We start from the raw sequence: 25,563 nt of genomic DNA, 5'->3' as shown, positions 1-25,563 counted from the left end.
TCAAGTATATGATTCGTAATTGTGAGAATAGTTATCATTCTCATGAAAAATATACAAAGCAAGGGGGAATCTGTCAATGTATTCCATGTCAAGACATGCCCTTTTCTTTTTTCTACTGATACTGTCGCTCTCTCTTTTCCTGGTTGGATGCGGCAATTCGGCTGCGCCATCCGCTCAGGGAGCACCGGCGTCCAACGCTGCGAACTCCAGTACCTCGCCCCAGGAGAATGCGCCAAGCCAGGAAGGTACGCAAGCGCATGCCGTAAAGGACGCGATGGGAGAAGTAAAGGTGCCGGCCGAACCCAAGCGCATCGTCGTTCTGGACAATGGCGCTCTGGATAATCTTCTGGCACTCGGCGTAACACCTGTTGGCGCTGCCACAGTGTCTCTCGACAAACCGTTTTTCTCGTATCTGGGCGACAAAACGAGCGGAATCGAAAAGGTGGGAACGATCGACCAGCCGAATCTGGAGGCCATCGCGGCATTAAAGCCGGATTTGATTCTGGGAACCAAAGACCAGCACGAAGCGATTCATTCCAAGCTGATGCAAATGGCCCCCACTGTTTTTGTTGAGACGATGGGGCTGGATTGGAAGGGAAACCTGAAGCTGCATGCCGAGGCTGTGGGGAAAGCACAGGAAGCGGAAAAGCTGATAGCCGATTATGAAAAGCGGGTGGCTGACTTTCAAGCAAAGATGGGCGATAAGATCGGGAAAACAGAAGTTTCCGTGTTGCGGATGAATGCGGACCACGTTCGCATTTACCTGTCGGAATCGTACAGCGGGAAATTTATCGAGGAGCTTGGATTTCCTCGCCCGAAGGCCCAGTCGGAGAAAGACTTTGCCAAGAAAGCAACCGAGGAGCAAATCGCCGATATGGACGGAGACGTCATTTTCTGGTTCAGCCGCGACCAGGAAAACATCATGACAACCAAACTGAAGGGAAATCCCCTTTGGGCGACATTAAAGGCAGTTCAGGCCGGGAATGTGTATGAGGTATCGACTGACCCGTGGCTGAGCGGGATGGGGATTTTGTCGCGAAACCTGATGCTGGATGAAGTGATCAAGCATCTGGACAAGTAGAGTGGGCATTAATAATGGAGCCAGTGTGTTTCGGGGTTCGACCGGAGCATGCTGGCTTTTATTTTTTCTGAGAACGTCCACGGGCAAAAAATAAAATTCCACAGAAACCAGCTATTGACAGTTTGTATTTACAAATGTAATATCAAAGGCAGTCAGTTTCTTTTACAAATGTAAATGGTAAACCCAAATTGCCGGAGAGGGGAAAACATGGATATTTTGATTCGCGCTTTTCTTTGGTTCCTGGATGCTACCGCAGCGGCGAGCGTCGTCCTGCTGCTGGTGCTGGCTGTGCAAAGACTGCTGCGCCGCAGGCTGAGTCCCCGTCTTGTGCATGCTTTGTGGCTGCTGGTGCTGTTAAGGCTGCTAGTCCCTGTTTTTCCGGACAGTCCGGTGAGCATTTTCCACCTCTTGCAGCTGGGCAAGGCAAGCAAACAGGCCGTCGTGTTGGAACCGCTGGCTGAGAACCGGCTGCCTTCGGAGATGGTTGAAAATCTCCACTATGCTGCATTTCCAAAGACTCAGATGCATCCGCCGCTTATGGAAGGCTCGCAGCAGCCAGCGAACGTCCCTGCCCGTCAAGCAGATGAAGGGACGGAACAAGCGGGCTTATCCTATTCACTCGCTTTGCGACTAGCCGCTGTCGCGTGGCTGGCCGGAGCGGCGGCCCTGATTCTGTATGTGGCCGCATTTTCAGTGAAAATGGGTCGCCAGCGCAGACGGCTGGAGCTGCTGACAGATCCCCAAATCGTGTCAATCATAGAGGATTGCCGACTGCGCCTGGGGATCAGGGAACCTGTTCCTGTCTATACCGGACGACAGGGGAAAAGCCCGTACCTCTCCGGACTTTTCCGCCCGTGGATCTATTTGCCTCAGGAAATGGCCAGGGAGCTGAGCGCTTCCCAGCTTGCCCACATCCTTTTGCACGAGCTGGCCCATCACAAGAGAAAAGACATCATGTGGAATGCGATAGGGAGCTTGGCGCTGGCGATCCATTGGATGAATCCGCTGGTGTGGATTGGCATGAAGCGGATGAAAGCAGACAGGGAGCTAGCCTGCGACGCCTGTGTTCTGGAGGTGCTCGGCGAAGCGGAGGCGGTGCCATATGGGATGACGATCATCGAATGCCTGAAGCGCTTTTCGCCCGCTGGCCGCCAGTCTGAGCTGCTGTATTTTTTCGGACCCAATCAACAAATGGAAATGAAGAGGAGGATTCACATGATCAAGTCGTTTAAAAAGGGATCGTATAAACTGTCTGTCGCTGCCGTTTTATGCGTAGGGATGCTGGGGGCAGCCACATTGACCAACGCCAGCAGTCCGGTGCCTTCGACTGGCCCGGTGCCCGCCAGCGCTCCTCAAACTCCCGGGAGCCAGTCCGCAAGCACGGAGTCGGTTGAGAAGGAACGAATTCTGTTCGATTATGATTTTCAGCGGCCTTATGCCAGTCTGGAAAAGGTCGTCAAGATTTCCGGCTTCAAATTTAAGGTTCCGGCAGCCTTGCCTGACGGGTACCGTTTTACAGTCATCCACTTTGCCCCGAAGGAAAAAGCAGGCACAAGCTTGGCGTCATTGCGCTTTGCCAAAACTGTCGAGGGCATCAACCACGGCAGCTTTCGGTTAAAGGCACAGCCTGCCGAGGCTGATCTGGAAGCCGTGACCGACGATTTCGATCAAAACGACTTTACAACGATAACGATTATGGATGGCGATAAAAAGACCGAAGAAAAATTGGAGAAGAAGAAAGAGACCTTCAACGTTAACGGGCAGAAAATCGTAAAATTCACCATACAGCACGGGGACGAAAAGGACTTTCAGCGGCATTATTTTTGGCAGGACCAAGGCGTCCAGTATGAGATCACAAATTCCGGATCAAACTTCAAGTTCAAGGATGACGAGATTATCAGCATCATCGGCTCGATGAAATATCCTGATGAGGAGCTGTACAAGCGATTTATCAGCGAAGAACAGTTGAACGAAGGCATTTACGACACAGGAGATGTAAAGCGGCTGCCTGAAGCGATTGGCTTTGTGCCCAAGTTTCCCTTTGAGCTCCCGGGAGCGATTCAAGCCGACCGTGCCTGGATTGGCGACAAGATGAACTTCAGTTTTCCAGAAAATGAGGCAGACAAAAAGAACAGGGATCTCACCATTTTCTATAAACCGAAGGATGAGACCAAGGCGGGAGTCAAAAGGGTAAAGCTTCAGCAAATCAAAAACAACAGCATGTACGAAACGATGAAGAAGAACGGTACCGTCGCTTTTGAGCGGATCGACGGCGAAAAAAATGAAGTGAAGCTGCAGCCGGTCAGCATAGCGGGAAAAGAGCTGCTCAAGACGGTCAACCATAAAACAGACGGACCATTGAGCAGCGCGAGGGAGGCGGAGCTGGTCGTCTACTTCTGGAAAGAAGACGATGTATGCTTGAAGGTCACCTTTTGGAATGACGGCCCAGCCGATGACAGTCCCGAGCGGAACAGGATTTTGCAATTCCTGATGAATGAAAAGCCCATCGATTTGGTCAATTTCAAATAACATTGACAGCTTGCGTTTACGCCTGTACGATTATGACTCACAAATTCTTTTGTTTACGAGTGTAAATGGGAATTATAAAGGGAAGCAGGGTGACCATATGGCCAATACGCCGAAAATATCGGAATCCGAGTGGGAAATCATGAAGATAATCTGGAAGGACAACCCGATAACGGCCGACCAAATTACTCTGCAGCTGCCGAAAGAGATCGAGTGGAGCGATCAGACAGTCCGCACATTTATAAATCGACTATTGAAGAAAAAAGCCATCGGGTTCGAGAAAGAAGGAAGAAGCTACAAATACTACCCTTTGGTATCGGAAAAAGAATGTATCCGAGCCGAAAGCCAGTCTTTTCTCAAAAGAGTGTTCGGCGGAGCAGCTCATCTCATGGTGAGCAACTTTCTGGAAGATGCCCATCTATCCGAAAAGGAGATTGAGCAGCTGCAGAAAATTTTGCTGGAGAAGCAGGATTCCAACAAAAGGACATAACCTTTTCCATCGCAGCCTCGCTATTTTCTTGTACACAAGCAAACCAGAAAGAAGCTGTACCGCACAAGGACAGCTTCTTTTTTGCAATTCGTTTTGATAGGAATTTGCTATCTTTTCTCCTATAATCCTTGGATTCACAGCCGCAATCGTGTACCTTAATAAAGGAGTTATTCATCGAGGCAACGATTATGTCCCCAGATACAGAGCAGTAGGGTCTAATAGTTTTCATCTAGTAGGAGTGTGAATCCATTGAGCTTATGGGAAGCGTTTGTCGCCCTGATCCTCGGACTGGTTGAGGGACTTACCGAGTTTGCGCCGGTCTCTTCTACCGGCCACATGATTATCGTCGACGATTTCTTGTTCCAGACCAAAGAACTGTATTCCCCGGAAGTCGCCAATACGTTTAAAATCGTGATCCAATTGGGGTCGATCCTCGCAGTCGTCGTTCTGATGTGGGACCGCTTCATGAACCTGCTCGGGCTCAAAAAGATGCCGGGCCAGTCCACCACCGGACCGCGCCTGAATCTTTTGACCGTGCTGATCGGTCTCATTCCAGCCGGGATTTTTGGCGTTCTCTTTGACGATTACATCGATGAATACCTGTTCTCGACAAAGACGGTCGTCATCGGCCTCGTCATCGGTGCGCTGCTGATGATTGCGGCGGACTGGTTCCGTCCGGGCCGACCGAAAGTAGTGACAGTCGACCAAATCACCTATAAACAGGCGCTGATGGTCGGACTGATCCAATGCTTGTCGCTGTGGCCGGGCTTTTCCCGCTCCGGGTCCACGATCTCTGGCGGTGTCCTTCTCGGGATGAGCCACCGGGCGGCTGCCGATTTTACGTTTATCATGGCAGTGCCGATCATGGCGGGAGCAAGCTTCCTGTCGCTTTTGAAAAGATGGGAATACATCACCTTCGATGCCGTTCCTTTTTTCATCGTCGGGTTTATCAGCGCGTTTGTCTTTGCGCTTATTTCGATCCGCTTCTTCCTGAAGCTGATCAACCGCGTCAAGCTGGTTCCGTTTGCGATTTACCGCTTGGTGCTCGCGGCTGTGATTTACTTTGTGTTCCTGTAAGACGGCTTGATTTAACAGCCATGTACAGATTGACACGTCTCCTTGCCGAATGGAGACGTGTTTTTTTATGTGAAAAAGCGAAAGGGTTTGATTCAGCATTGCTTTGTGATATAGTAGGTTACACCTTAATTATTTAGGTAATACCTTAATTTATTAACTGCCGGTTCATAACGGATATTCCAATAAGGAGCGATCAAGATGCTTGTATGGATGCTACGCAAAGTAATGGCGGAGAGAGGAATCTGGACAGGCGCAGCTTTGGCGAGGCTTTTGAAAGAAAAAGCGGGGTACAGTCTGTCGGCTGCCTCCATCAGCGCCTTGCTGACCGGTCAACCCAAACAGATGAAAGCGGACACGCTTGACGCATTGTGCACAGCTTTGGAATGCACACCAAGCGATTTATGGGTACATACACCACCCAAACAGAAAGAAGGCGCATAACGATGGCCAGCAAACAGATTTTGCCGTTCGGAGAACCGATTTTGCGGAAAAAGGCTAAGCCGGTCGATTCCGTTACTCCCGCTACGATCAAGCTTTTGGATGATATGGTGGAAACGTTGTACGCCACTGACGGCCGAGCCGGTCTGGCTGCGCCGCAGATCGGGATATTGCGAAGAGTGGTCGTCATGGACTGCGGCGATGGATTGATTGAACTGATCAATCCCGAGATCGTCTCCATGAGCGGAGAACAGCTCGGACCGGAAGCCTGTTTATCCTTCCCCGGCTATTGGGGATATGTGAAAAGGGCCAATCAAGTAAAAGTAAAGAGCCTGAACAAGCAGGGAGAGGAATTCACGCTTGAGGCCGAAGGGTATCTTGCCCGCTGTATCCAGCATGAAGTGGACCACTTGGATGGAATCCTGTTTGTAGACCATGTCCGGGACCAGTGGCTGTACCACGAGGCGACCAAGCGGAAGGTCGCTGTCATGGACGTGATTCGCTTGACCAATCAGGGAATGTAGCGGGGAGGTGAGACTGTCACGGGTACGGTACTGCTGTTTATTGCGATCATGTTGGTAGCCTCTGTCCTGCAAACGAGCACAGGCTTTGGCTTTTCGCTTATGGCGACACCGTTTCTGCTCCTTCTGTTTGAGCCAAAAGAAGCGGTTCAAATCAATCTGCTCTTGTCGCTTGTTATCTCCGTCGCGCTTATCACGAAGATAAAAAAGGACATTGATAAAGGAATCCTAAAAAGATTTGTGGTCGGCAGTGCGGTCGGACTGCCGATAGGGATCACCGTCTTTTTAACGGCAGACATCAGCATGCTGAAGCTTGGCATTGGCATCATCATCCTGCTTTTAACCGTCTTGTTGATTCTAAAACTTCGCATGGACCAGACCAAGGCGAGGGATTACGCCGTTGGAGGATTGTCGGGGATCCTCACCACTAGCATAGGCATGCCTGGACCGCCGCTGCTTTTATACTTTTCCGGGACAGACACGCAAAAAGAAAAACTGAGGGGCACGACGTTAGCCTTCTATTTGTTCATCTATTCGATGAGCCTGCTCGTCCAAATCCTCTTTGCCGGAACGACAGACACGATCTGGATTTCCAGCGGTTATGCGCTGCCGCTCGTTTTTCTGGGACTATTTCTCGGCCAGATCTTGTTCAAGAGGATTAACCAGCAGCTCTTTCGTATTTTTACATATGTCATCTTGCTGTTCACCGGGGTTTATATGCTGCTGGAGGGCTTGAGCAGTATTGCGGCGAGCCACTGAGGAAATCGAGTCATAGAAGGGGAGAAGCGGTATGGACATGATTCAGAATCTGTTTTCGTTAAAAGGAAAGACAGCCCTGGTGACGGGGGCGCGGACGGGGATCGGCCAAGCCATCTCGGTAGGACTGGCATCTGCGGGGGCGCATGTGCTGCTGCTGGGCCATCGCGACAATCTCGATGAAACAAAAGCCAAGATCGACGAGGCGGGCGGCAGCTGCGAAACGGTTTTGGTTGATTTGGGCGAAGTGTCGCAGATTCGGGAAAAGATCAAGCCGGTGCTGGAAAAACACAGCATCGACATCCTGGTCAACAACGCGGGTATTATTTACCGTGAACCGGCAGTCGATTACGACGAACAGGAATGGATGCGTGTCATCGATGTGAATCTGAACGCTGTGTTTATCCTCTCGCAGGAAATCGGCAGAGGGATGGTCGAGCGGGGATCGGGCAAGATCATCAATATCGCTTCTCTGCTTTCCTTTCAGGGCGGCGTATTTGTTCCGGCGTATACGGCGAGCAAGCACGCGGTAGCCGGTTTGACCAAATCCCTTGCCAATGAATGGGCAGGGCATGGCGTACAGGTGAACGCGATTGCCCCGGGCTATATCGAGACGAACAACACCGAAGCCATTCGAAATGACAACAAACGCCAGCAGTCCATTTTGGAGCGGATTCCGGCAGGACGGTGGGGAAGGCCTGCCGATATGATCGGAGCGGCTTTGTTCCTGGCTTCGAAAGCATCCGACTATGTCAACGGTCATGTGCTGGTTGTCGATGGCGGCTGGATGGCCAGATAGAACGACAGAAGCAACGATTTCTGCCCTATGAAAAAACCAGACGGCCCGAACAGCAGGCCGTCTGGTTTTTTGTGGTCAATGGGAGAGTCTGATTTGCAATGGTTGATACCTAATAGCGATTCAATTCCTTCAGCGTTTCCTGCCCCAGGCCTCCGAGCTTCCACAGGGCGATCTTCTCATATCCGGCCTGACGCGCATCGTCGATCCACTGGGCCAGGGTGACATGGTCGGCATACCAGACCGTGTGCTTTACGTTGTTATCATCGGTGTAGTGGAAGTAGAGACTTCCGCTGCCGGCGTCGCGCCTGGGAGCCTCTTGGCTTAGCTGCGACAGCTCTGCTGCCTGTTCTTCTGTTACCGAAGCGACCTTGCCCGATTCCGCCCAGTCAAATCCTCCGGCAGCAAACGCGATGAAGGGTTCGCCGGGCAGCTTGTCCATCCTGCGGGCCAGATCGGCGATAAAGGCGTGATCGGCTTTCGGTCCGGGTCCGCTGTGATTGCCGAAAAGGTTGTATGCCATTCGATTTAGGCGATACAATCCCTTTTATTCAGGGGGGGAATAAAATGCCTTTCGAGCATTGGCGGGCGCAAAATGGACATGGATCCCTCACAAACATTGTTCAAGAGACAGAGAATTGATTATGATGGGGGAAGGATTCTCTGAAGAGGAAAGAACATCATGGCAAACAAACACCGGTCCCTCTTCACTTCTCAAGAAAGGATGTCATCAATGAGCAAAACGTTGGTACTGGCTGAAAAGCCTTCCGTTGGTCGGGATATAGCAAGAGTGCTGCATTGCCATAAAAAAGGAAACGGCTTTTTCGAGGGAGACAAGTATATCGTAACGTGGGCCTTGGGCCATCTTGTTACCCTGGCTGATCCGGAAGCGTACGGCGAGCAGTTCAGTTCGTGGAAGATCGAGGACTTGCCGATCCTGCCGCCTTCCTTCCGGCTGGTGGTGATCAGGGAGAGCAGCAAGCAATTTCATGCGGTGAAACAGCAAATGCTCCGCAAAGACGTAAAAGACATCGTCATCGCCACAGACGCGGGCCGCGAGGGAGAGCTGGTGGCCAGGTGGATCATCGAAATGGTCCGGACAAACAAGCCGCTCAAACGCCTCTGGATTTCGTCCGTGACCGATAAAGCGATCAAAGAGGGCTTCCAACGGTTAAAAGACGGCAAGGAATTCGAGCATCTATACGCCTCTGCGGCTGCCCGCGCGGAAGCGGACTGGGTAGTAGGCATCAACGCGACGCGGGCTTTGACCTGCAAGCACAATGCCCAGCTTTCCTGCGGACGGGTACAGACGCCCACGCTCGCCATCATTGCCAAAAGAGAGGAAGAAATTCGCCGGTTTGTGCCAAAGCCTTATTACGGCATTGCCGCTGTCGCTGAAAACAACCTGCGGCTGATTTGGCAGGACCCGAAAACAAAGGAAACGAGAACCTTTTCCAAGGATGCCAGCGATCAGATCCTGAAGGACATCAAGGGGAAGGAGGCCGAAATCGTCGAAGTCGCGAAAACGCTGAAAAAGAGCTATGCTCCGCAGCTCTACGACTTGACCGAATTGCAGCGGGATGCCAACAAGCTGTTCGGCTATTCGGCCAAAGAGACGCTTTCCATCATGCAGAGCCTGTATGAAAACCACAAGGTGCTGACCTATCCGCGAACCGATTCCCGTTACCTGTCCTCTGACATCGTTGAGACGCTGGCGGACCGGATCAAAGCGGTACAAATCAAGCCGTATGCCCAGTTGGCTGCGAAGGTGCTGCGGTCCGGAATCAGGGCAAACAAGTCCTTTGTCGATGACAGCAAGGTATCCGATCACCATGCGATTATTCCGACCGAGCAGAAGGTCTTTTTGGGAGACTTGAGCGACAGGGAGCGAAAGATTTTTGACCTGGTGGTAAAACGCTTTCTGGCGGTGTTGTTCCCGCCGTTTGAGTACGAGCAGACGACGATCCAGGCGAAAATCGGCGTTCATTTGTTTACAGCCAAAGGAAAAAGGGTCACGGCTTCCGGCTGGAAAGAAGTGTACGATCACGATTACGAGGAAGAGGAGTCAAAAGAAGGTGTAGCCGATCAACTGCTGCCAAGCATCTCCAAGGGAGACCGGCTGCGCATCAGTTCAGCGACGCAGACAACCGGGGAGACGAAGCCGCCGGAGCCGTTTACCGAAGCGAGCCTCTTGTCCGCGATGGAAAATCCGGCAAAATATATGGCGCACGAAAAGAAAGAGCTGATCCAGACCATCGGCGAGACGGGCGGGCTCGGAACGGTCGCGACGCGCGCCGACATTATCGAAAAGCTGTTCAACAGCTTCCTGATTGAGAAAAGGGGCAAGCACATCCATATCACCTCGAAAGGAAAGCAGTTGCTGGAGCTCGTCCCGGAAGATTTGCAATCGCCGACGCTGACAGCCCAGTGGGAGCTGAAGCTGGGGTCGATCGCCAAAGGCAAGCTGAACAAGCAAGCGTTTATCGGCGAGATGAAGAGCTATGCCAAAACCGTCGTTCAGGAAATCAAGAATAGCGACAAGAAATTCCGCCACGACAACCTGACCCGCAGCAAATGTCCGGAGTGCGGAAAGTTCATGCTGGAGGTAAACGGGAAAAAAGGCAAGATGCTCGTCTGTCAGGACCGGGAATGCGGCCACCGGAAAACAATCGCCAAGGTGACGAATGCGAGATGCCCGCAATGCCACAAAAGGCTGGAGCTGCGGGGCGAGGGAGAAGGCCAGACGTTCGTCTGCGTCTGCGGCCACCGGGAGAAGCTGTCGACCTTTAACGAGCGGCGGAGCAAGGAAAAGAACACCAAGGTGTCCAAGCGGGAGGTAGCGAAGTTTTTGAAGGAGCAGGAAAAGGAAGCCGACGGCATGATGAATACGGCACTCAAAGACGCGCTTGCCAAGCTGAAGCTGGACAATTAATGATTCATTCGCAACGATCGCGATCAGTAATCGTTTGCTATCGGTGATAATGGAGTGGCCTTATGTATTTGTGAGGCCACTTTTTCTGTTTTTTGACGCGGCTTAACAAAACTGAGACGATTCTTCAACACCAGCTTAACAATCGGTTGGTACGATCATCTTGCAACCAATCATTTGATACCGACTGTACGCGGGTTGAGACGAGGAGAAAGCCCCCATACAGGAATAGCGTGGAGAAAAGACAGACCTGGCTTTTGCAGGGATGTTTATCTGTGCTATTGCTGCATGGGGGCATTTTGCGTACAGCCGATGCTGTCACGGAAAGGAGCAGGCGGGAGGCTTTGCTGGACACAACGTTGTTTGATGCGTATTTCTTTGACCTGGATGGGACGGTCTTTCTCGGAGACCGGCTGCTTCCCGGAGCGGCAGAGACACTCGCGGGGCTGCGCGTAAGCGGCAAAAAAGTGATGTTTCTGACCAACACCTCCGTCCAGACGCGGGAGGGCTGTCAGGTGCGCCTGCACAAGCTGGGCGTAGACGCGGAGCTGGAGGAAATCATGACGGCCGCCTATGCCGCAGGCCTGTACTTGAGAGAACAGGAAGCCCGGCCGCGCGTGCTGATCATCGGCGAGTCTGCGCTGAAAGAGGAAGTGGATGGCTTTCAAATTGAGCAGGTGCAAAATCCAGCGGAGGCGACGCATGTACTGGTCGGCATGGACCGCGCGTTTACATATGCGAAGCTGCAGGCCGCGATGGAAGCCGTCAGCAGCGGCGCCCGGCTGATCGTCACCAATCCCGACCCGGTCTGTCCCGTTCCCGGCGGCTCCATTCCCGATACAGGAGCGCTGGCAAAAGCAATTGAGACCGCCAGCGGCAAGAGCGCCTGGGCGATGATCGGCAAGCCTTCCGCCTTTTACGCCGAGAAGGTGCTGGCGAAAGCAGGGCTGTCAGCGGAACGGTGCCTGATGGTAGGGGACCGGCTGGAAACGGACATCCTCCTCGGACGAAAAAGCGGCATGAAAACGGCCCTCGTCTTGACGGGGGTAACGGACAGATGCGCTGCTGAATCCCCAGAAATTGTTCCGGACTACATCCTGCCGACGATTGGGCAGTTGTTTTCGATTGCGGGAACCGGAACGGGAGCCGTTTCATGACGGCTTAACAGGACCTTTACACAAACCAAATTATTCCTTCGCAAGCGATTGCTATGATGGGAGGGGCATGCAGAGAACGATGGAGCACAAGAGCAGAGATAAGGGGGGAGAGACATGGCCGAAGTAGAATTGCGGCGCATTTGCAAAACGTTTGACCGGCAAACGGTCGTCCACGAGGTGAGCGCCCTGATTGAGCCGGGCGAGTTTTTCGTCCTGGTGGGTCCCTCGGGATGCGGCAAGTCGACCACACTGCGCATGATTGCCGGATTGGAGGATATCAGCTCCGGGGAGCTGCTGATCGGGGGAAAACAGATGAATCACGTCCCGCCGAGCGGCCGGAGCATCTCGATGGTGTTTCAAAACTACGCCTTGTACCCGCATTTGACGGTGAAAGAAAATATTTTGTTCGGCCTGAAGGTGCGCAAGGTGGACAAGCAGGAGCAGGCCAAAAGGCTTGCGCATGCAGCAGAAATGCTGGGGATCTCTCAGTTGCTGCAGCGAAAGCCGCGCGAGCTGTCCGGCGGGCAGCGCCAGCGTGTAGCGCTCGGGAGGGCGATCGTCAGCCAGCATCCGATTTGCCTGATGGACGAGCCGCTGTCCAATCTCGATGCCAAGCTGCGGGGCCACATGCGCACGGAAATCCGCCAGTTGCAGCAGGAGCTGGGGATCACGATGATCTACGTTACGCACGACCAGGTGGAGGCAATGACGATGGGGGACCGGATGATGGTGCTCCGCGACGGGCAAGTCCAGCAAATCGGCCGGCCTTTGGACGTGTACAACCAGCCGGCCAATTTGTTCGTCGCCGAATTCACCGGCTCCCCTCCGATGAACACGGTGAACGGAACGTGGGCAGGCGACGGTTCTTGCCAGGGCGTGGTGATCGGGACAGGCAATGAAAAAGCATTTCTCCCGATTGGCTATCGCGAGGGGATCAGGGAGGGCGCTCCGGTGGTCTTGGGCATCCGTCCCGAGGCGCTGCAGCCCTTCGCAGCGGAACCGACCGTCGGCATCCCGGACCATACGGCGAGCGAGCGAGCCGGTCAGGGCAAAGCGGAGCGGGCGGTCCAGGGCATAAGCCAGTTGGCAAGCCTGGCTGCAAATCCGGTTGCAAGCCCGGCGGCAGGCTCGGATGCGAGTGCCGGAGCCATCACTTTGCCCGTCAGGGTGGAGGCTGTCGAGATTCTCGGCTCGGAGACGATCGTCGAGTTCGCTTTGGCAGGCGCCCGCTGGAAGGCCAAATGGAACGGGCAATGGCCTTGCCGGAGGGGAGAAATGGTCCGAGTCGGGTTCTACCCGGGCCAAATTTGCCTGTTTGACCCGCAGTCGGGCAAAAATCTGACTGCTTCGGAGTCAAAGACCATCCACCAAAACGTTTTGCAAATAAACGCCATCTAAAAGACGCGAAAAGGGAGAGAGTAACCGATGCGTACAGTTGTGAAAGGGTTGTTTTCCGTACTGATGAGCATGGCATTGATCACGGGCTGCTCGAGCGGGAATGCCCCGGCGACGGGCAGTCAGGCTGGAGCAGGAGCAGGATCGGAAGCCGCGGCCGGATCGGGAGCGGGCAAGGCAAGCGGGGAAAAAACAGAGCTTACCTTCTTCTATCCGGTAGCGGTCGGCGGTCCGCTGACGAAGATCGTCGACGGCATGGCGGAGGAATTCAACAAGGCGAATCCCGATATTGCCGTGAAACCGGTCTACACCGGAAGCTACCAGGATACGACGACGAAAATCCAGGCCGCCGTCCAAGGGAAGACGCCGCCTGACGTTGCGGTCATGCTCTCGACGGAGCTGTACACGATGCTGGACATGGACGCGATCCTTCCGTTGGACGATTTTATCGCCAAGGATGGCGGCAGCGAGTACGTAAACGACTTTTATCCGGGCTTCATGGCCAACTCGCAAGTAGACGGCAAGACGTACAGCATCCCGTTCCAGCGCAGCACCATCGTCCTTTACTACAACAAGGAAGCGTTCAAAGAAGTCGGCCTTGACCCGGAAAAGCCGCCGCAAAACTGGGATGAGCTGGTGGAGTATGCGACAAAGCTGAAAAAAGACGGGCGCTGGGGTGTCGAAATCCCGACATCCGGGTTTCCGTATTGGATGTTCCAGTCCTTTGCTCTGCAAAACGGCAAAAACCTGATGACCGAAGACGGGAAAAAGGTCTTCTTCGATACGCCGGAAAACGTCGAAGCGCTGCAACTGTGGGTCGATTTGGCGAAAAAGCATCAGGTCATGCCGGAGGGCGTGATTGAGTGGGCGACGGTGCCGTCCGATTTTCTCGAGGGCAAGACGGCGATGATGTACCATACGACCGGAAACCTGACGAACGTGAAAAACAACGCGAAGTTTGACTTTGGGGTAGCGTTTTTGCCCGCGAAAAAGACCTTTGGCAGCCCGACAGGCGGAGGAAACTTCTATATGTTCAAAGGCATCGACGAGAAGAAGCAGGAAGCGGCGTGGAAGTTCATCCGTTTCATGACTGAGCCGGAGAGGGCCGCGCAATGGAGCATCGATACAGGGTACGTAGCCACGCGCAAATCGGCCTACGAAACCGAGAGCATGAAAGAGTACGTCAAAACATTCCCGGTGGCGGCAGTCGCCCGCGACCAGTTGGCATACGGACACGCCGAGCTGTCTACACATAACAACGGGAAGGTGACCAAAGCGCTGAACGACAGTCTGCAAGCCGTGATTACCGGTCAGGCGGAGCCTGCCGCGGCATTGAAAAAAGCGCAGGAGGAAGCGGACAAAATCCTCGCGCCGTTCAACAAATAAAAGCAGCAGATGAATTGGGGGAGCGACAATGGGGTTGGAACATCGCGCAAAATGGAGGATCAACATCTACGCCTGGCTTCTGCTCCTTCCCTCCCTCATCTTCCTTGTTCTGTTTACCTTTTATCCCGTTCTTCAAACGGTTATCCTGAGCTTTTACCAAGCGGATCTGGGTTCCCCGGAGCCGTTTTTTAACGGGGGAGACAACTACAGAATCATGCTGGAAGATGACGTGTTCTGGAAGGTGCTGACCAACAACTTGTGGTTTGCTCTGGGGACGGTGCCGACGAGTATCGCCCTGGGACTTGCGATGGCTTTGTTTGCAAACAAGGCGCTGCGCGGCAAAGGGTTTGTCCGCACTGCCTACTTTTATCCGACGGTCGTCCCGATGATTGCCGTCGCGAATATATGGCTGTTCATTTACACGCCGGAGTACGGGGCTTTGAGCCATGTCATGGAATGGTTCGGCCACGGCGGGATGAACTGGCTGGGAGATCGGACGAACGTCATGTTTGCGATGATCTTCATGGTGATCTGGAAGGAAGCGGGCTACTTCATGATTTTTTATCTGGCCGGCTTGCAAAATATTTCCAAGGAACTGTACGAATCCGCCTCGATGGACGGAGCCAAGCCGTGGACGGTGTTCAGGCGAGTGACGTTTCCGCTGTTGATGCCCACCACGATGTTCGTCTTGATCATTGCGTTTACCAACTCGTTCAAGCTGGTCGACCATCTCGTCATCATGACCAAGGGCGGTCCGGACAACGCCAGCAACCTGTTGCTTTACTACATTTACGAGACGGCGTTTTCCTTCTGGGATCAGGGCATGGCTTCCGCTTTGACAGTCGTCATGGTGGTCATCCTGCTGCTCGTTGCCGCGATTCAATTTTTTGGTCTGGATAAAAAGATTCATTACAACTGAGGGGGAGTCAGATGTTTCGCAAAATAACGGGGGTGGCGATGTACGGGCTGGCCGCCCTCTGGCTGTTTCCGCTTGTGTGGGCCTTCTGGACGGCATTCCGGCCGCGAGAGCTGGCGATCTCCTGGACGCTCAGTCCCGATTTCACGCTGGATAACGTGATCAAGGTATGGAATGCGGCTCCCTTTGCCCAGTATTATCTCAACACATTTCTGATCGTAACGGGCGTGCTCGCCGTGCAAATCGTGACCGCCACGCTGGCTGCCTACGCCTTTGCGAAGCTCCGGTTTTGGGGGCGGGACGCGCTGTTCATCCTGTTTTTGGTGCAACTGATGGTGCCGGCAGACATCCTCATCTTTCCCAATTACAACGTGCTGCGGGACCTGTCCTTGCTGGATACGAAGCTGGGCATCATGATGCCGTATTTCGCCTCGGCGTTCGGCGTTTTTCTCTTGCGGCAGACATTCAAGACGATCCCGCATGAGCTTGAGGAAGCCGCACGTATGGAGGGCTGCTCGTGGTGGCAGATTTTGTGGCGGGTGTACGTTCCGCTGGCCCGGCCGACCTACATCGCGTTTGGACTGGTGTCGGTCAGCTACCACTGGAACAATTTCATGTGGCCGCTCATCGTCACCAATTCGGTGGAAAACCGTCCGTTGACCGTCGGACTCGCCATTTTTGCCCAGTCGTTCGAGACAGGGGCGCAGTGGGCCGAGGTGAGCGCCGCCACAGTGATGGTCATTTTCCCGCTGCTGCTTGCCTTTTTGCTGTTTCAGCGGCAGTTTATCAACAGCTTCATCCATTCCGGTGTGAAATGACGAGGGGGGAAAGCGATGAGTGCAAAAGCTTCTTATGCCATCTCAACGTACGCGCTGTTTGACCAGCCGCTCAGGGAAGCGATCCAGCGGCTTGCCGACGGCGGCTGGACGTCGATCGAAATCATGTGCGAAGCAGGACACAGGGAGCTTCTCGAGTGGTCGGCTGGCGAGCTGAACGATCTGCGGGCGCTGGGCAGCGAAAAGGGGATCGTCTGGTCGATCCACGCGCCTATCGACGGATGCAACCCGGCGGCAGCAGGCGGGCTGAGGGAGCAGACGTCAGATGCGATGAAGCGCTGTCTGGAGGTGGCTGCATTTTTGGATTGCACGCATGTGGTGATGCACGCCGGAGAGGTAGAGGATCGCCTGGATGGGGCGGAGCGCGAGCGGGGAGTGGAGCGGGTCGCGCAGTTTATCGAACCGCTTCTGCCACATATCGGGAGTTCACGTACACGGCTTCTTCTGGAAAACGTGCCTCCCTACCCCAAGGTGCTCGGCTGGACTGTCTCCGATCTGATCGCCATCTGCAAACAAGTGGCTTCGCCATCGGTGGGCATTGTCTACGACATCGGTCACGCTCATCTGATCCGCAAAGGCTACGCTCTGGATGGTCTCCGGGAGGTCTTTCCGTATATGCAGGCCCTTCACCTGAGCGACAACCGGGGGATCAAGGACGATCATCTGGCTGTAGGCGAAGGAACGGTTCCTTTTGCCGCGATATTGTCTCTACTCAAGGAAAAGGGGTTTGCCGGCAGCTGGGTCATTGAGACGACATGCGTCGCGGATGCCGAGCTGAGTATCTCGCGGTTGAGCCAGCAGCGATGAGGGAGGTTGCGAGGGAACAATGTCAGAAGGCGAGGGGATACCGATGGACATAAGGACGTTACTGAAGGCAAATCCGGTCATTGCCGCCACGGAGCAGGACCAGCTTGCAGCGGCGATGGCATCTCCGGTCAGCGCCATTTTGCTGATGTACGCAAAGCTGACCCGGCTGATGGAGGAGACGGAGACCTTCACGCAAGCGGGCAAGCCGATTTTCGTTCACACGGATCTGATGAACGGTCTTTCCAATGACAAGGAATCCTGCCGTTTTTTATCCCGGCACATACGCCCGGCAGGCATTGTCACAACCAAAGGACCGATGATCCGCGTGGCGAAAAAGGAGGGGCTTTTGACGATTCAGCGCGTCTTCTTGATCGACTCCAGCTCTTTGCAGAATACGATCAGAAATGTGCAGGAAAACCAGCCCGATGCCATCGAAATCATGCCGGGCATCGCGCCTTCGATCATTCCGTATATCAAAGAACAGCTCTCCCAGCCGATTATTTTGGGCGGGTTGATCTGGACCCGGAAGCAGGTGCAGGAAGCGCTTGCCCACGGAGCGGATGCGGTATCGCTCAGCAGGTCGGAGCTGTGGAATTGATTGCAAAAGGACTAACGAATATGCAAATCTTGACGGATCTCAAGTGGATGAATGAACGGAGAATGTTGGCATGATTACCGGAAAAATATCTGTTGACAAAAATAAATATTTGTGTTATCATTATAATTTATGGAATTGACCTCAACTTTGAAAGTGTGATACATAATATTGTGTAGCTTATAGGAGAATCCATACTTTGACAATCTCCTGCATCCACTTTTACATTGGGGGAATCTTTTTTGAGCAAACAGACTGGTGTAAACATGCTTCATTTGCATGAGAATTCTGTCGGTGGCAGTACCGCATTGCACCCGACCCTGATCTGGGATGACGAGGCAGCTGTCCTGATCGATACCGGTATGCCCGGATCATGGGAGCGAATCCGCACAGCCATGCTGGAGGTGGGTGTTTCTCCTGCCATATTGAAAGCAGTAATTCTGACGCATCAGGATTTCGACCACATCGGCAGCGTACCCGAGATCATCGCTGAGGCGGAGCAAGCAAAAGTGTATGCACACAAGCTCGATCAGCCTTACATCGAGGGGACGCTGCCTCTCATAAAAACGAGTCCCGAAGCAATGGCTCCTTTGCTGGAGATGCTCCCGGAAGAAGAACGCCAGAAGGCGATAGACTTTTTTGGCAATCCGCCGAAGGCCAAGGTGGACCATACTCTTGATGACGGCGACGAATTGCCCTATGGCGGCGGGATTCGCGTCATTCACACACCGGGGCATACCGATGGGCACATCAGCCTTTATCTCGTCCAAAGCAAGACGCTGGTTGCAGGCGATGCCTTGATCTGTGTGAACGGCACTTTGCAAGGTCCTGTAGCCCGGACAACCCTGGACATGGAAGAAGCCCGGCGCTCACTTGCAAAGCTTCTCGATTATGAGATCGAGTCGGTCATTTGCTACCACGGCGGGCGCAGCGATCAAAATGTGAAAGGGCAGTTGGAGCAGCTTGCACAGAGAGACCCTGCCTAGCAGACAGGGGAAGAACAACGGGCTTTCCTAACAGCAAAGATCCGGTAGAAACCTCGACAATATAGAAAATCGCAGCCAATTAAACAAACGAAGCGCCTCCTGATGACAGGAAGGCGCTTTTGTTTCGAGATTCCCTTATTACTTACGGAATAATGTACAGCGTCCGGGAAGAAGACAAACCTTTCGCCTGCTTTTCGTCGATTTTGGTCTCAACAAACGGGATTCCCTCCTCCTGCAGCCGGACGCGGTTGGCATTGAAGTGCCGGAAATCGACCAGCACTGGCTGAGTGCTCTGCTTCATCGCCTGCAGCTGCTGTTTGAGCAGCAGATGCGAATAGCTCTGTCCGATAAAATGACCGAAGCCGACCAAAAACGCGTTTGCTATAAGAGCGCAGAGCAAAAGCCTGCTTCCATTTTGAATCCACGCTTTTCCGCTTTCCAGTCCCATCACGGCAATCAGGACGGGAATGATCCAAAGCTGGGGGACATACCGGGCCCACCACGACTCCGGATTGATCAAAACCGTAAACAGCAGGATAGCCATGACGAGGAAAACTGGCCGATGCGCCCGTCTCTTTTGCAGCAGCAGGCCAAAAATGACCAGGCAGCCGAGCAGCACGGCTCCCCCGAACATGGGACCGAATCCGGCTACCCGCACATCGGGAGAGATGAACGCCGTTATCTCGTACGGCGTGACCGAAAACGGCCATTTGAGCTGACTTTCTCCGTCGTTTCCGACGTTGGCGGTCGTCGCAAACAGAGAAACAAAGAACTTTTCAAACCGGTTTTTGTCCAGAAAATCATGCGGGCTGTTGGTTTTCATGATGTCGACCGCATTTTCGCCAGCCAACGGGTAAAACGGATGGCCCTTCGTCAGCGTATTCGTTACGTACGGATTGTAGCCAACGAGCGCCACGCAGATGAGCAAGCTGGCCGTGAATGCGGCAAGCAGACTTTTCCACCGCCTCTCGCTGTCGTAGAGGAAAAAGAGCAGCAGCAGCCCGCAGCCGAGCAGGACGGCGTAAACAAGGGCGGTAAATTTCACCTCGCCGAGCAGAATGAGCGCCGAGCAAAGCCCGGCAAGCGTCCACGGGTGATACCGTTTGTACAAAAGATAGCCGAGCGCACAGATGCACAAAATGAGCGATGCCAGCTGTCCGTCAATGTAAAAGGTGATCAGCTGCGTTACCACCACAGGATTGCAGGCCAACAGGAGCGAGAGAATAACCGCTCTTTTCGGCTTCGCTGGAAAAGCTGTCAGCATGGCGGCTGCAGACAGAAAAAAAGACGCAAACAGCAGGATGAAGTTGAAGATCTTGCTCACTTCAATCTGATCGGTCACTTTGTAAAGCAGAGAATCGAGGAGCCAAGAGCCTTTGCTGTAGTGGTTGATCCACAGCTCGAACACCGTCAGCAGCTCGCGTCCCTGCAGCTTCGCAAGCTCTGCATCTGTGGGCGCCTCCAGCTGTTCATAGACCGGATTCCATCCATCCTTCAGAAGGATAATCGCTTCCTGGTGATACGTTTGCCCATCCCATGACAGGTCGTAGGTGTGGGCGCTCACATACAAGCTGATTCCCAAAACGAGCGCAAGCCCCGCGAGAGTGGAGAGAAACGCGGCCACTGTGCGGGCAGGAAAGAATGAGCGCGTCATGCCCCACATGCTAAGAAGGCCGAGAGCCAGGGACAGCCAGAGGCTGATGCCGGTAATCGGTATTCCGCATAACAACAGGACCGAAGTGAAAAACAGCATAAAGGCTAAAAAGAGGATCAACGCAATCCCCAGAATAAAGGAATAGTTCCCCAGCTTGTTCATATTTGTTGATTCGTTCATACTTTCTCTTTCTCTCCCATTCCTAGCCAAATAGACTCGGGCTTGCTTGTGAAAGCACGTGCAAAAGCTTCGCAAGCAGCACGCCGAGAACAATCCCTCCTACAATCTCACCTTTGGTATGCCCCATGCTTTCGCGCAGCGGCTTTGCGACGGAAGCAGGCGAATCCGCTGTGACACTCGACTCTGCAGAGACCGACTGGTACGGCGCTGTCGCCATCCGGTTCAGCGCTTCCGCATGCTTGCCGACGGCCCTGCGCAATCCCATCGCGTCAATGATGACGATAAACGTAACCGCAACTCCCAGCCCGAATACAGGATGGTCAAAGCCTTCGCGCAGGCCGATCAGGGCAATGCTGGTGACCATCACAGTCGTATGGGTGCTGGGGAATCCGCCGTTTCCTATTTTTGACCGGGCTTCCTTCCCAAAGCGAAGGTAGTTGATAAAAAATTTGACCGTTCCCGAGACGAGCCATCCGATAAACGGTGCCAACGCGTACAACATGTGAATTCCTCCGATAAGATAAACTGCCAAGCTGCGGGATGTGTCAGGACTGTGCCAGCACAATGACGCCGATGATGATGATCGCAAGGCCCGCCATCCGCGTGGCAGACATCGGCTCCTGAAACAGAAAAACCGACAGGATCGCTACGAGGACATAGCCCAAGGCGGCCATAGGGTAGGCGTAGGAGAGCTGTACCCTTTCGATGGCCGCTATCCAGACAAATGCGGAGATTCCGTACAGGGAAAGTCCGACGACGATCGGTACGTTGGTGATGTACTGCAAGATTTTCAGCAAAAACAGATCGCTCTTTCCCGCCAGAGACGAGGCTCCCAGCTTCATGGCGACCTGCCCGCATGCGCTGAGCAGGATCGAAACAAAAATCAGGACGTGCGCCTGCATACCCTTCATCCACCTATCTGTGCTGTTATTCAAAAAAATACAGGATGCCGGCCACCGTAACCACATACAAGAGCACCGTGATCAGGATCGGCTTGTCCTCCAGCAGCACTTTTTCCGGACTGCCTCCCTTGCCGCTCATCGCAATCAAATAGAGGTAGCGGAAAATGCCAAAAATCACGAACGGAATCGTCCACATCAACTGGATCGTCCGCCCGGATGTGAAGGTGAACAACGAGTAGCTGATGATCGTTGCCGTTGTCACGATCGTATTGAATTGATTCAACAATTCTGTCGAGTAGAACTCCAGTACTTTCCGGTGGGAACCTTTTTCCGCTTGCAGCAGTTGAAGCTCGTGCCGCCGCTTGCTGATGGCCAAGAAGAGAGCCAGCAGCATGGTGCAAAGCAAAAACCACGGGGTCAGCGGGGTTCCGATCGCGAGGCCGCCTCCGATCGCACGGAGGACAAAACCGGCAGAGATAATCATCACATCGAGAATGACTACATGCTTCAGCTTGAGTGAATACGCGCAGTTCAGCAAAAAGTAAACCAGCAGCACAAAACCGAGGAGCGTATTGACAGAGAAGGCGACAGAAAGGGAAACAATCAGCAGCAAAGCACCGAAAGTCAGTGCCAAAAACGGGTTTAATGCCCCCGAAGCCATGGGCCGGAACCGCTTTTCGGGATGGTTCCGGTCGTTTTTGATGTCTACAAAATCATTCAATATATAGACACAGCCGGATACGAAGCAAAAAAGGAAAAAGGCGAGAATAGCTTTGCCGCCAACATCCATATCCACTCGGCGGAAAGAAAACAAAAGGGCAGCAAAAACAAGCAGGTTTTTTGTCCATTGCTGAGGCCGCAGCTGACGAATCAACAAAACCAAAACATTTTGGACAGGTGCTGTTTGCGCTTTTACTTTCACAGAATTCGGCAATCCCATATGACTCTCCAATCTATTTACTATGTAGCATGTTACCAAAGGTAAGACGACAATTACCAACAAATAGTAACATAATTGATCGATTTTTGCTGTTTCGTTCCGAATCCAGTTCACAAAAAAGGAGATAAAGGCAAGGGGCAAATCTTGAAAGTGGATATATGGAATCAAGGAATTGCAAGGAAAATCGCTATCCAAATAAAGGGATGTTTACAAATAACGCCCAAAATATAAGGCCAATTTGATTATTGGATATATACCCTTAACACAATTGTCACTATTCTAAAAATTAAAAATTGAAAGCGTATACAACGCGGGGGAGGACATATGAAAAGGCTCGTAAGTTTTGGACTCTCTGTATTGATGGCGGCAGCGCTGGCAGCCTGCGGTTCCCAGCAATCGAACGGAAGCTCTCAAGGCCAGGGGGCAGGCGCGTCGCAGGAATTAAAGCTCAAAGTGAGCATTACGGTCTCGGAGAAAGACACCTGGGGAGTTGCGGTGAAGAAGTGGATGGAGGACGTCGAGCAAAAGTCAAATGGCCGGATCAAAATGAAAATGTATGCAAATGAATCTCTCTCCAACGGCAACCAGCCAAAAGGTCTGGAGGCAGTCCAAAACGGGTCGACGGACATTTCTCTCCACTCTACGATTATCTACAACGTACTCGACCCGAAGTTTGCCGCGCCTTCTCTTCCCTGGCTCATACCAAGCTACGAACAGGCTGACAAAGCGATGAACGGAGAAGCCGGGCAAAAATTGATGGAGCTCGTTCGCAGCAAAGGGATCGAGCCTCTCGCATTCGGGGAAAGCGGCTACCGTCAAATTACAAACAGCAAGAGGCCGATTCTCACCCCGGAAGACTTGAACGGACTGAAGATCAGAACGCCTTCCATGGAAGCGATGGTGGCTACGTATAAGGAGTTTGGCGGAGATCCGACGGTTATGAACTTCTCGGAGGTGTTTACCTCCTTGCAGCAAGGTGTGATCGACGGACAGGAAAATCCGCTTCCGATCATTCTCAACTCCAAACTGTACGAGGTGCAAAAGTACTTGACTGTATGGAACTACATGTACGATCCGATTGTTTTTGGCGTCAATAAAAAGCTGTATGACAGTCTGGACGCGGACACGCAAAAGCTGCTGAGAGAAACGGCCCAAGAAGCCGCCAAATACCAGATCGAGCTGAATCGCAAAGAGAACGAAGAAGTGCTGGCGCAGCTCAAGGAAAAAGGGATGGAAGTCGTCGAGCTGACACCTGAGCAGATCAAGGCATTCCAGGAAAAAGTCCAACCGGTTATCGACAAATATGAGGGCATCATCGGCAAGGATCTTTTGGATGCATTCCGCAAGTAAACACGACAGGTGGAAAAAGGGGCGATAAAGCCCCCTTTTTCATCCCAATCGCAGGGCAATTGCTTTTTACGGGGGGATCGTCATGAAATTCTGGGTTCGGCTGGAAGAGTGGATTCTGGCAGTCTTAATGGGCATCATCTGCGTTTTGACAATGGTCAACGTATTATCGAGATATTTTTTCAACAGCTCGCTTTCCATGACGGAAGAACTGACCACCAACATCTTCGCTTTCATCATTTTTATCGGAGCGGCCTTGCTTGCCAGGGAAAACGGGCACCTCGGCTTTGCGCTTTTGACCGATCAGCTTCCCGCCCGCTTCCGGATCGTTTGTACCGTGATTGTCGGCTGTTTGACGACGGTGTTTTTCGTCATTCTGCTTTGGTACGGTTGGGAAATGGTCATGCAGCAGTATCAGTACAACCAGAAGACGCCGGCCATGGGCCTGCCGGAGTGGCTGATGGGTCTGTCGGTGCCGCTCGGTGCGCTGCTGTGCATGTTTCGTTTCTGGGAAGGGTACGTCCTGGAGATACGAAGGCATAAAAGAGAGGAGGCAAACCAATGAGCGCAACAGCGATTTGTCTATTCGGGTCCTTCTTTCTGCTGCTGTTTTTAAACATGCCTATCGCCGTAGCCCTCGGCCTCTCTACCGCGATTACGCTGCTGCTGTTTGATCTGCCCATCCAGTCGCTGCCGCCGACCTTGTATTCATCGTTGACCAAATTTACGCTGCTCGCGATTCCGTTCTTTTTCCTCGCCGGGCTGATCATGGAGAGGGCGGGCATCTCCAAAAGGCTAATCCAGCTAGCTCAGACGCTTACCGGCCATTTCACGGGCGGGCTTGCCATCGTGTCAGTCGTGGCAGCGTGTTTCTTCGCGGCGATTTCCGGTTCCGGTCCCGCTACGATGGCCGCCGTGGGCGCGATTATCATACCGGCTATGGTCAAGCAAGGCTATCGCAAGGATATGTCGGCAGGGCTTCTCGCGACGGCAGGCGGCATCGGCATCATCATTCCGCCCAGCATCGCCTATATCATCTACGGTGTAATCGCGGAGGTTTCCATTGGTAAAATCTTTATGGCGGGGATTGTCCCCGGCCTCTTGATGGGTGCCATACTGGCGCTGACGGGATACATGATCGCCAGGAAAGAAAAGATCCCTACGCTTCCGAAAGCGAGCGCCAGGGACATTGTGGCTGCTCTGAAGGATGCCTCGTGGGGCTTGATGGCCCCTGTGATCATCCTGGGGGGAATCTACACGGGGATTTTCACGCCGACAGAGTCTGCCGTTGTGGCAGTATTCTACGGTTTGTTTGTCGGAATTTTTATCTACAAGGAAATCAAAATCAAACATTTGCCAAGCCTCTTGGTGGAATCTGCGAAAACGACAGCGATGATCATGCTTATCGTCGCCTCGGCCTCCACCTTTGCCTGGCTGATCACGGTTGAGGGGATTGCGGAGGATTTGGCCAATTCCTTGATGAGCATCGCCCCCAACACGATTACGATGCTGCTGATGATCAACCTGGTCCTGCTGATCGCGGGGATGTTTGTGGATGCCATATCCGCATTTTATATTTTCTTGCCGATCTTTTTGCCGATTCTCACCATGATGGACATTGACCCTGTCCATTTTGGCGTCATGATGACGATGAACCTCGCCATTGGTCTGGTCACACCGCCCGTTGGCCTCGATCTTTACGTTGCTTGCGGACTGGCGAAAATTTCGTTGAAGGAGATATCGAAAGGGGTTATTCCGTTTATTGTCGCATCCATACTCGCGTTGCTCGTGATCACTTACATTCCGTCTATTACACTGTGGCTTCCTGAACTGTTGAACATGAAATAA

At 53.0% G+C, this 25,563-nt stretch carries 25 protein-coding genes; 20 read left to right on the top strand and 5 right to left on the bottom strand.

Going from position 1 to position 25,563, the window contains the following annotated elements; all coding sequences use genetic code 11:
• The first annotated feature begins 76 nt into the window (after positions 1 to 76).
• The 8 genes from NST96_RS26675 (at position 77) to kduD (ending at position 7,688) form a co-directional block, all read left to right on the top strand.
• On the top strand, positions 77 to 1,081 hold the full coding sequence (locus tag NST96_RS26675) for an iron-siderophore ABC transporter substrate-binding protein (protein WP_039070768.1): 1,005 nt from the start codon (positions 77 to 79) through the stop codon (positions 1,079 to 1,081).
• A gap of 207 nt (positions 1,082 to 1,288) precedes the next feature.
• The gene (locus NST96_RS26670; protein ID WP_031932472.1) at positions 1,289 to 3,610 is read left to right on the top strand and encodes a M56 family metallopeptidase; all 2,322 of its coding nucleotides are present in this window, start codon (positions 1,289 to 1,291) and stop codon (positions 3,608 to 3,610) included.
• A gap of 97 nt (positions 3,611 to 3,707) precedes the next feature.
• Complete coding sequence (locus tag NST96_RS26665) at positions 3,708 to 4,097, top strand: BlaI/MecI/CopY family transcriptional regulator (RefSeq protein ID WP_003388735.1); 390 nt, start codon at positions 3,708 to 3,710, stop codon at positions 4,095 to 4,097.
• Between the two features lie 249 nt (positions 4,098 to 4,346).
• The gene (locus NST96_RS26660) at positions 4,347 to 5,174 is read left to right on the top strand and encodes an undecaprenyl-diphosphate phosphatase (protein ID WP_342405109.1); all 828 of its coding nucleotides are present in this window, start codon (positions 4,347 to 4,349) and stop codon (positions 5,172 to 5,174) included.
• Positions 5,175 to 5,372: 198 nt separating this feature from the next.
• On the top strand, positions 5,373 to 5,615 hold the full coding sequence (locus NST96_RS26655; RefSeq protein ID WP_003388733.1) for a helix-turn-helix transcriptional regulator: 243 nt from the start codon (positions 5,373 to 5,375) through the stop codon (positions 5,613 to 5,615).
• Between the two features lie 2 nt (positions 5,616 to 5,617).
• Positions 5,618 to 6,136, top strand: a complete 519-nt coding sequence (gene def / locus NST96_RS26650; protein WP_039070767.1) for a peptide deformylase — start codon at positions 5,618 to 5,620, stop codon at positions 6,134 to 6,136.
• 48 nt (positions 6,137 to 6,184) lie between these two features.
• Complete coding sequence (locus tag NST96_RS26645) at positions 6,185 to 6,892, top strand: sulfite exporter TauE/SafE family protein (protein ID WP_024983684.1); 708 nt, start codon at positions 6,185 to 6,187, stop codon at positions 6,890 to 6,892.
• Between the two features lie 31 nt (positions 6,893 to 6,923).
• A complete protein-coding gene (gene kduD / locus NST96_RS26640) occupies positions 6,924 to 7,688 on the top strand; it encodes a 2-dehydro-3-deoxy-D-gluconate 5-dehydrogenase KduD (protein WP_243014930.1) in 765 nt (254 codons plus the stop codon).
• 109 nt (positions 7,689 to 7,797) lie between these two features.
• Here the strand turns inward: kduD and NST96_RS26635 are convergent, their stop codons facing one another.
• On the bottom strand, positions 7,798 to 8,208 hold the full coding sequence (locus NST96_RS26635; protein WP_228006833.1) for a hypothetical protein: 411 nt from the start codon (positions 8,206 to 8,208) through the stop codon (positions 7,798 to 7,800).
• Between the two features lie 210 nt (positions 8,209 to 8,418).
• On the opposite strand from NST96_RS26635, the gene NST96_RS26630 reads away from it, so the two are divergent.
• The 9 genes from NST96_RS26630 to NST96_RS26590 all read left to right on the top strand — a co-directional run bounded on the left by NST96_RS26630 (position 8,419) and on the right by NST96_RS26590 (position 18,692).
• The gene (locus NST96_RS26630; RefSeq protein ID WP_327956220.1) at positions 8,419 to 10,617 is read left to right on the top strand and encodes a DNA topoisomerase III; all 2,199 of its coding nucleotides are present in this window, start codon (positions 8,419 to 8,421) and stop codon (positions 10,615 to 10,617) included.
• A gap of 341 nt (positions 10,618 to 10,958) precedes the next feature.
• Positions 10,959 to 11,771 carry an HAD-IIA family hydrolase gene (locus NST96_RS26625; protein WP_024983038.1) on the top strand — a complete coding sequence of 271 codons (813 nt, stop codon included), beginning with the start codon at positions 10,959 to 10,961 and terminating at the stop codon, positions 11,769 to 11,771.
• Between the two features lie 114 nt (positions 11,772 to 11,885).
• Entirely contained in the window at positions 11,886 to 13,169 is a 1,284-nt protein-coding gene (locus NST96_RS26620) for an ABC transporter ATP-binding protein (RefSeq protein ID WP_122958004.1), read from the top strand.
• Positions 13,170 to 13,196: 27 nt separating this feature from the next.
• Positions 13,197 to 14,552 (top strand): ABC transporter substrate-binding protein, encoded by a 1,356-nt coding sequence (locus NST96_RS26615; RefSeq protein ID WP_003388712.1) that lies wholly within the window; start codon positions 13,197 to 13,199, stop codon positions 14,550 to 14,552.
• Positions 14,553 to 14,580: 28 nt separating this feature from the next.
• On the top strand, positions 14,581 to 15,471 hold the full coding sequence (locus NST96_RS26610; protein ID WP_024983036.1) for a sugar ABC transporter permease: 891 nt from the start codon (positions 14,581 to 14,583) through the stop codon (positions 15,469 to 15,471).
• 11 nt (positions 15,472 to 15,482) lie between these two features.
• A complete protein-coding gene (locus NST96_RS26605; protein ID WP_024983035.1) occupies positions 15,483 to 16,286 on the top strand; it encodes a carbohydrate ABC transporter permease in 804 nt (267 codons plus the stop codon).
• A gap of 15 nt (positions 16,287 to 16,301) precedes the next feature.
• The gene (locus tag NST96_RS26600) at positions 16,302 to 17,111 is read left to right on the top strand and encodes a sugar phosphate isomerase/epimerase family protein (protein WP_251255364.1); all 810 of its coding nucleotides are present in this window, start codon (positions 16,302 to 16,304) and stop codon (positions 17,109 to 17,111) included.
• A 43-nt stretch (positions 17,112 to 17,154) separates the two neighbouring features.
• Complete coding sequence (locus NST96_RS26595) at positions 17,155 to 17,709, top strand: glycerol-3-phosphate responsive antiterminator (protein ID WP_024983034.1); 555 nt, start codon at positions 17,155 to 17,157, stop codon at positions 17,707 to 17,709.
• Positions 17,710 to 17,948: 239 nt separating this feature from the next.
• Positions 17,949 to 18,692, top strand: a complete 744-nt coding sequence (locus tag NST96_RS26590; protein WP_342405108.1) for an MBL fold metallo-hydrolase — start codon at positions 17,949 to 17,951, stop codon at positions 18,690 to 18,692.
• Positions 18,693 to 18,834: 142 nt separating this feature from the next.
• Here the strand turns inward: NST96_RS26590 and NST96_RS26585 are convergent, their stop codons facing one another.
• From NST96_RS26585 to NST96_RS26570, 4 genes are read right to left on the bottom strand one after another with little or no spacing between them, the layout of a single operon-like run.
• Complete coding sequence (locus tag NST96_RS26585) at positions 18,835 to 20,526, bottom strand: hypothetical protein (protein WP_081924353.1); 1,692 nt, start codon at positions 20,524 to 20,526, stop codon at positions 18,835 to 18,837.
• 22 nt (positions 20,527 to 20,548) lie between these two features.
• A complete protein-coding gene (locus tag NST96_RS26580; RefSeq protein WP_003388704.1) occupies positions 20,549 to 21,028 on the bottom strand; it encodes a divergent PAP2 family protein in 480 nt (159 codons plus the stop codon).
• 43 nt (positions 21,029 to 21,071) lie between these two features.
• Entirely contained in the window at positions 21,072 to 21,428 is a 357-nt protein-coding gene (locus NST96_RS26575) for an SMR family transporter (RefSeq protein ID WP_024983032.1), read from the bottom strand.
• Between the two features lie 25 nt (positions 21,429 to 21,453).
• On the bottom strand, positions 21,454 to 22,368 hold the full coding sequence (locus NST96_RS26570) for a decaprenyl-phosphate phosphoribosyltransferase (protein WP_024983031.1): 915 nt from the start codon (positions 22,366 to 22,368) through the stop codon (positions 21,454 to 21,456).
• Positions 22,369 to 22,692: 324 nt separating this feature from the next.
• Between NST96_RS26570 and NST96_RS26565 the strand changes: the two genes are divergently transcribed.
• The 3 genes from NST96_RS26565 (at position 22,693) to NST96_RS26555 (ending at position 25,563) form a co-directional block, all read left to right on the top strand.
• Positions 22,693 to 23,718 (top strand): DctP family TRAP transporter solute-binding subunit, encoded by a 1,026-nt coding sequence (locus NST96_RS26565; protein ID WP_024983030.1) that lies wholly within the window; start codon positions 22,693 to 22,695, stop codon positions 23,716 to 23,718.
• Positions 23,719 to 23,800: 82 nt separating this feature from the next.
• The gene (locus NST96_RS26560) at positions 23,801 to 24,280 is read left to right on the top strand and encodes a TRAP transporter small permease (protein WP_003388700.1); all 480 of its coding nucleotides are present in this window, start codon (positions 23,801 to 23,803) and stop codon (positions 24,278 to 24,280) included.
• On the top strand, positions 24,277 to 25,563 hold the full coding sequence (locus NST96_RS26555; RefSeq protein ID WP_003388699.1) for a TRAP transporter large permease: 1,287 nt from the start codon (positions 24,277 to 24,279) through the stop codon (positions 25,561 to 25,563). Before NST96_RS26560 ends, NST96_RS26555 begins: the two co-directional genes overlap by 4 nt.

Source organism: Brevibacillus sp. FSL K6-2834, from assembly GCF_038592925.1.
GTDB lineage: Bacteria > Bacillota > Bacilli > Brevibacillales > Brevibacillaceae > Brevibacillus > Brevibacillus borstelensis.
The sequence above is the reverse complement of the archived record's forward strand: the minus strand, read 5'-3'. Positions and strand labels throughout refer to the sequence as shown.

What these genes read in the sequence shown, in the direction of transcription:
- NST96_RS26570 (WP_024983031.1), bottom strand. Translation starts at nt 22,368, where the DNA reads ATGGGATTGCCGAATTCTGTGAAAGTAAAAGCGCAAACAGCACCTGTC.
- kduD (WP_243014930.1), top strand. Translation starts at nt 6,924, where the DNA reads ATGGACATGATTCAGAATCTGTTTTCGTTAAAAGGAAAGACAGCCCTG.
- NST96_RS26630 (WP_327956220.1), top strand. Translation starts at nt 8,419, where the DNA reads ATGAGCAAAACGTTGGTACTGGCTGAAAAGCCTTCCGTTGGTCGGGAT.
- NST96_RS26615 (WP_003388712.1), top strand. Translation starts at nt 13,197, where the DNA reads ATGCGTACAGTTGTGAAAGGGTTGTTTTCCGTACTGATGAGCATGGCA.
- NST96_RS26595 (WP_024983034.1), top strand. Translation starts at nt 17,155, where the DNA reads ATGGACATAAGGACGTTACTGAAGGCAAATCCGGTCATTGCCGCCACG.
- NST96_RS26555 (WP_003388699.1), top strand. Translation starts at nt 24,277, where the DNA reads ATGAGCGCAACAGCGATTTGTCTATTCGGGTCCTTCTTTCTGCTGCTG.
- NST96_RS26670 (WP_031932472.1), top strand. Translation starts at nt 1,289, where the DNA reads ATGGATATTTTGATTCGCGCTTTTCTTTGGTTCCTGGATGCTACCGCA.
- NST96_RS26645 (WP_024983684.1), top strand. Translation starts at nt 6,185, where the DNA reads ATGTTGGTAGCCTCTGTCCTGCAAACGAGCACAGGCTTTGGCTTTTCG.
- def (WP_039070767.1), top strand. Translation starts at nt 5,618, where the DNA reads ATGGCCAGCAAACAGATTTTGCCGTTCGGAGAACCGATTTTGCGGAAA.
- NST96_RS26635 (WP_228006833.1), bottom strand. Translation starts at nt 8,208, where the DNA reads ATGGCATACAACCTTTTCGGCAATCACAGCGGACCCGGACCGAAAGCC.
- NST96_RS26620 (WP_122958004.1), top strand. Translation starts at nt 11,886, where the DNA reads ATGGCCGAAGTAGAATTGCGGCGCATTTGCAAAACGTTTGACCGGCAA.
- NST96_RS26610 (WP_024983036.1), top strand. Translation starts at nt 14,581, where the DNA reads ATGGGGTTGGAACATCGCGCAAAATGGAGGATCAACATCTACGCCTGG.
- NST96_RS26665 (WP_003388735.1), top strand. Translation starts at nt 3,708, where the DNA reads ATGGCCAATACGCCGAAAATATCGGAATCCGAGTGGGAAATCATGAAG.
- NST96_RS26580 (WP_003388704.1), bottom strand. Translation starts at nt 21,028, where the DNA reads ATGTTGTACGCGTTGGCACCGTTTATCGGATGGCTCGTCTCGGGAACG.
- NST96_RS26655 (WP_003388733.1), top strand. Translation starts at nt 5,373, where the DNA reads ATGCTTGTATGGATGCTACGCAAAGTAATGGCGGAGAGAGGAATCTGG.
- NST96_RS26600 (WP_251255364.1), top strand. Translation starts at nt 16,302, where the DNA reads ATGAGTGCAAAAGCTTCTTATGCCATCTCAACGTACGCGCTGTTTGAC.
- NST96_RS26575 (WP_024983032.1), bottom strand. Translation starts at nt 21,428, where the DNA reads ATGCAGGCGCACGTCCTGATTTTTGTTTCGATCCTGCTCAGCGCATGC.
- NST96_RS26560 (WP_003388700.1), top strand. Translation starts at nt 23,801, where the DNA reads ATGAAATTCTGGGTTCGGCTGGAAGAGTGGATTCTGGCAGTCTTAATG.
- NST96_RS26585 (WP_081924353.1), bottom strand. Translation starts at nt 20,526, where the DNA reads ATGAACGAATCAACAAATATGAACAAGCTGGGGAACTATTCCTTTATT.
- NST96_RS26675 (WP_039070768.1), top strand. Translation starts at nt 77, where the DNA reads ATGTATTCCATGTCAAGACATGCCCTTTTCTTTTTTCTACTGATACTG.
- NST96_RS26565 (WP_024983030.1), top strand. Translation starts at nt 22,693, where the DNA reads ATGAAAAGGCTCGTAAGTTTTGGACTCTCTGTATTGATGGCGGCAGCG.
- NST96_RS26605 (WP_024983035.1), top strand. Translation starts at nt 15,483, where the DNA reads ATGTTTCGCAAAATAACGGGGGTGGCGATGTACGGGCTGGCCGCCCTC.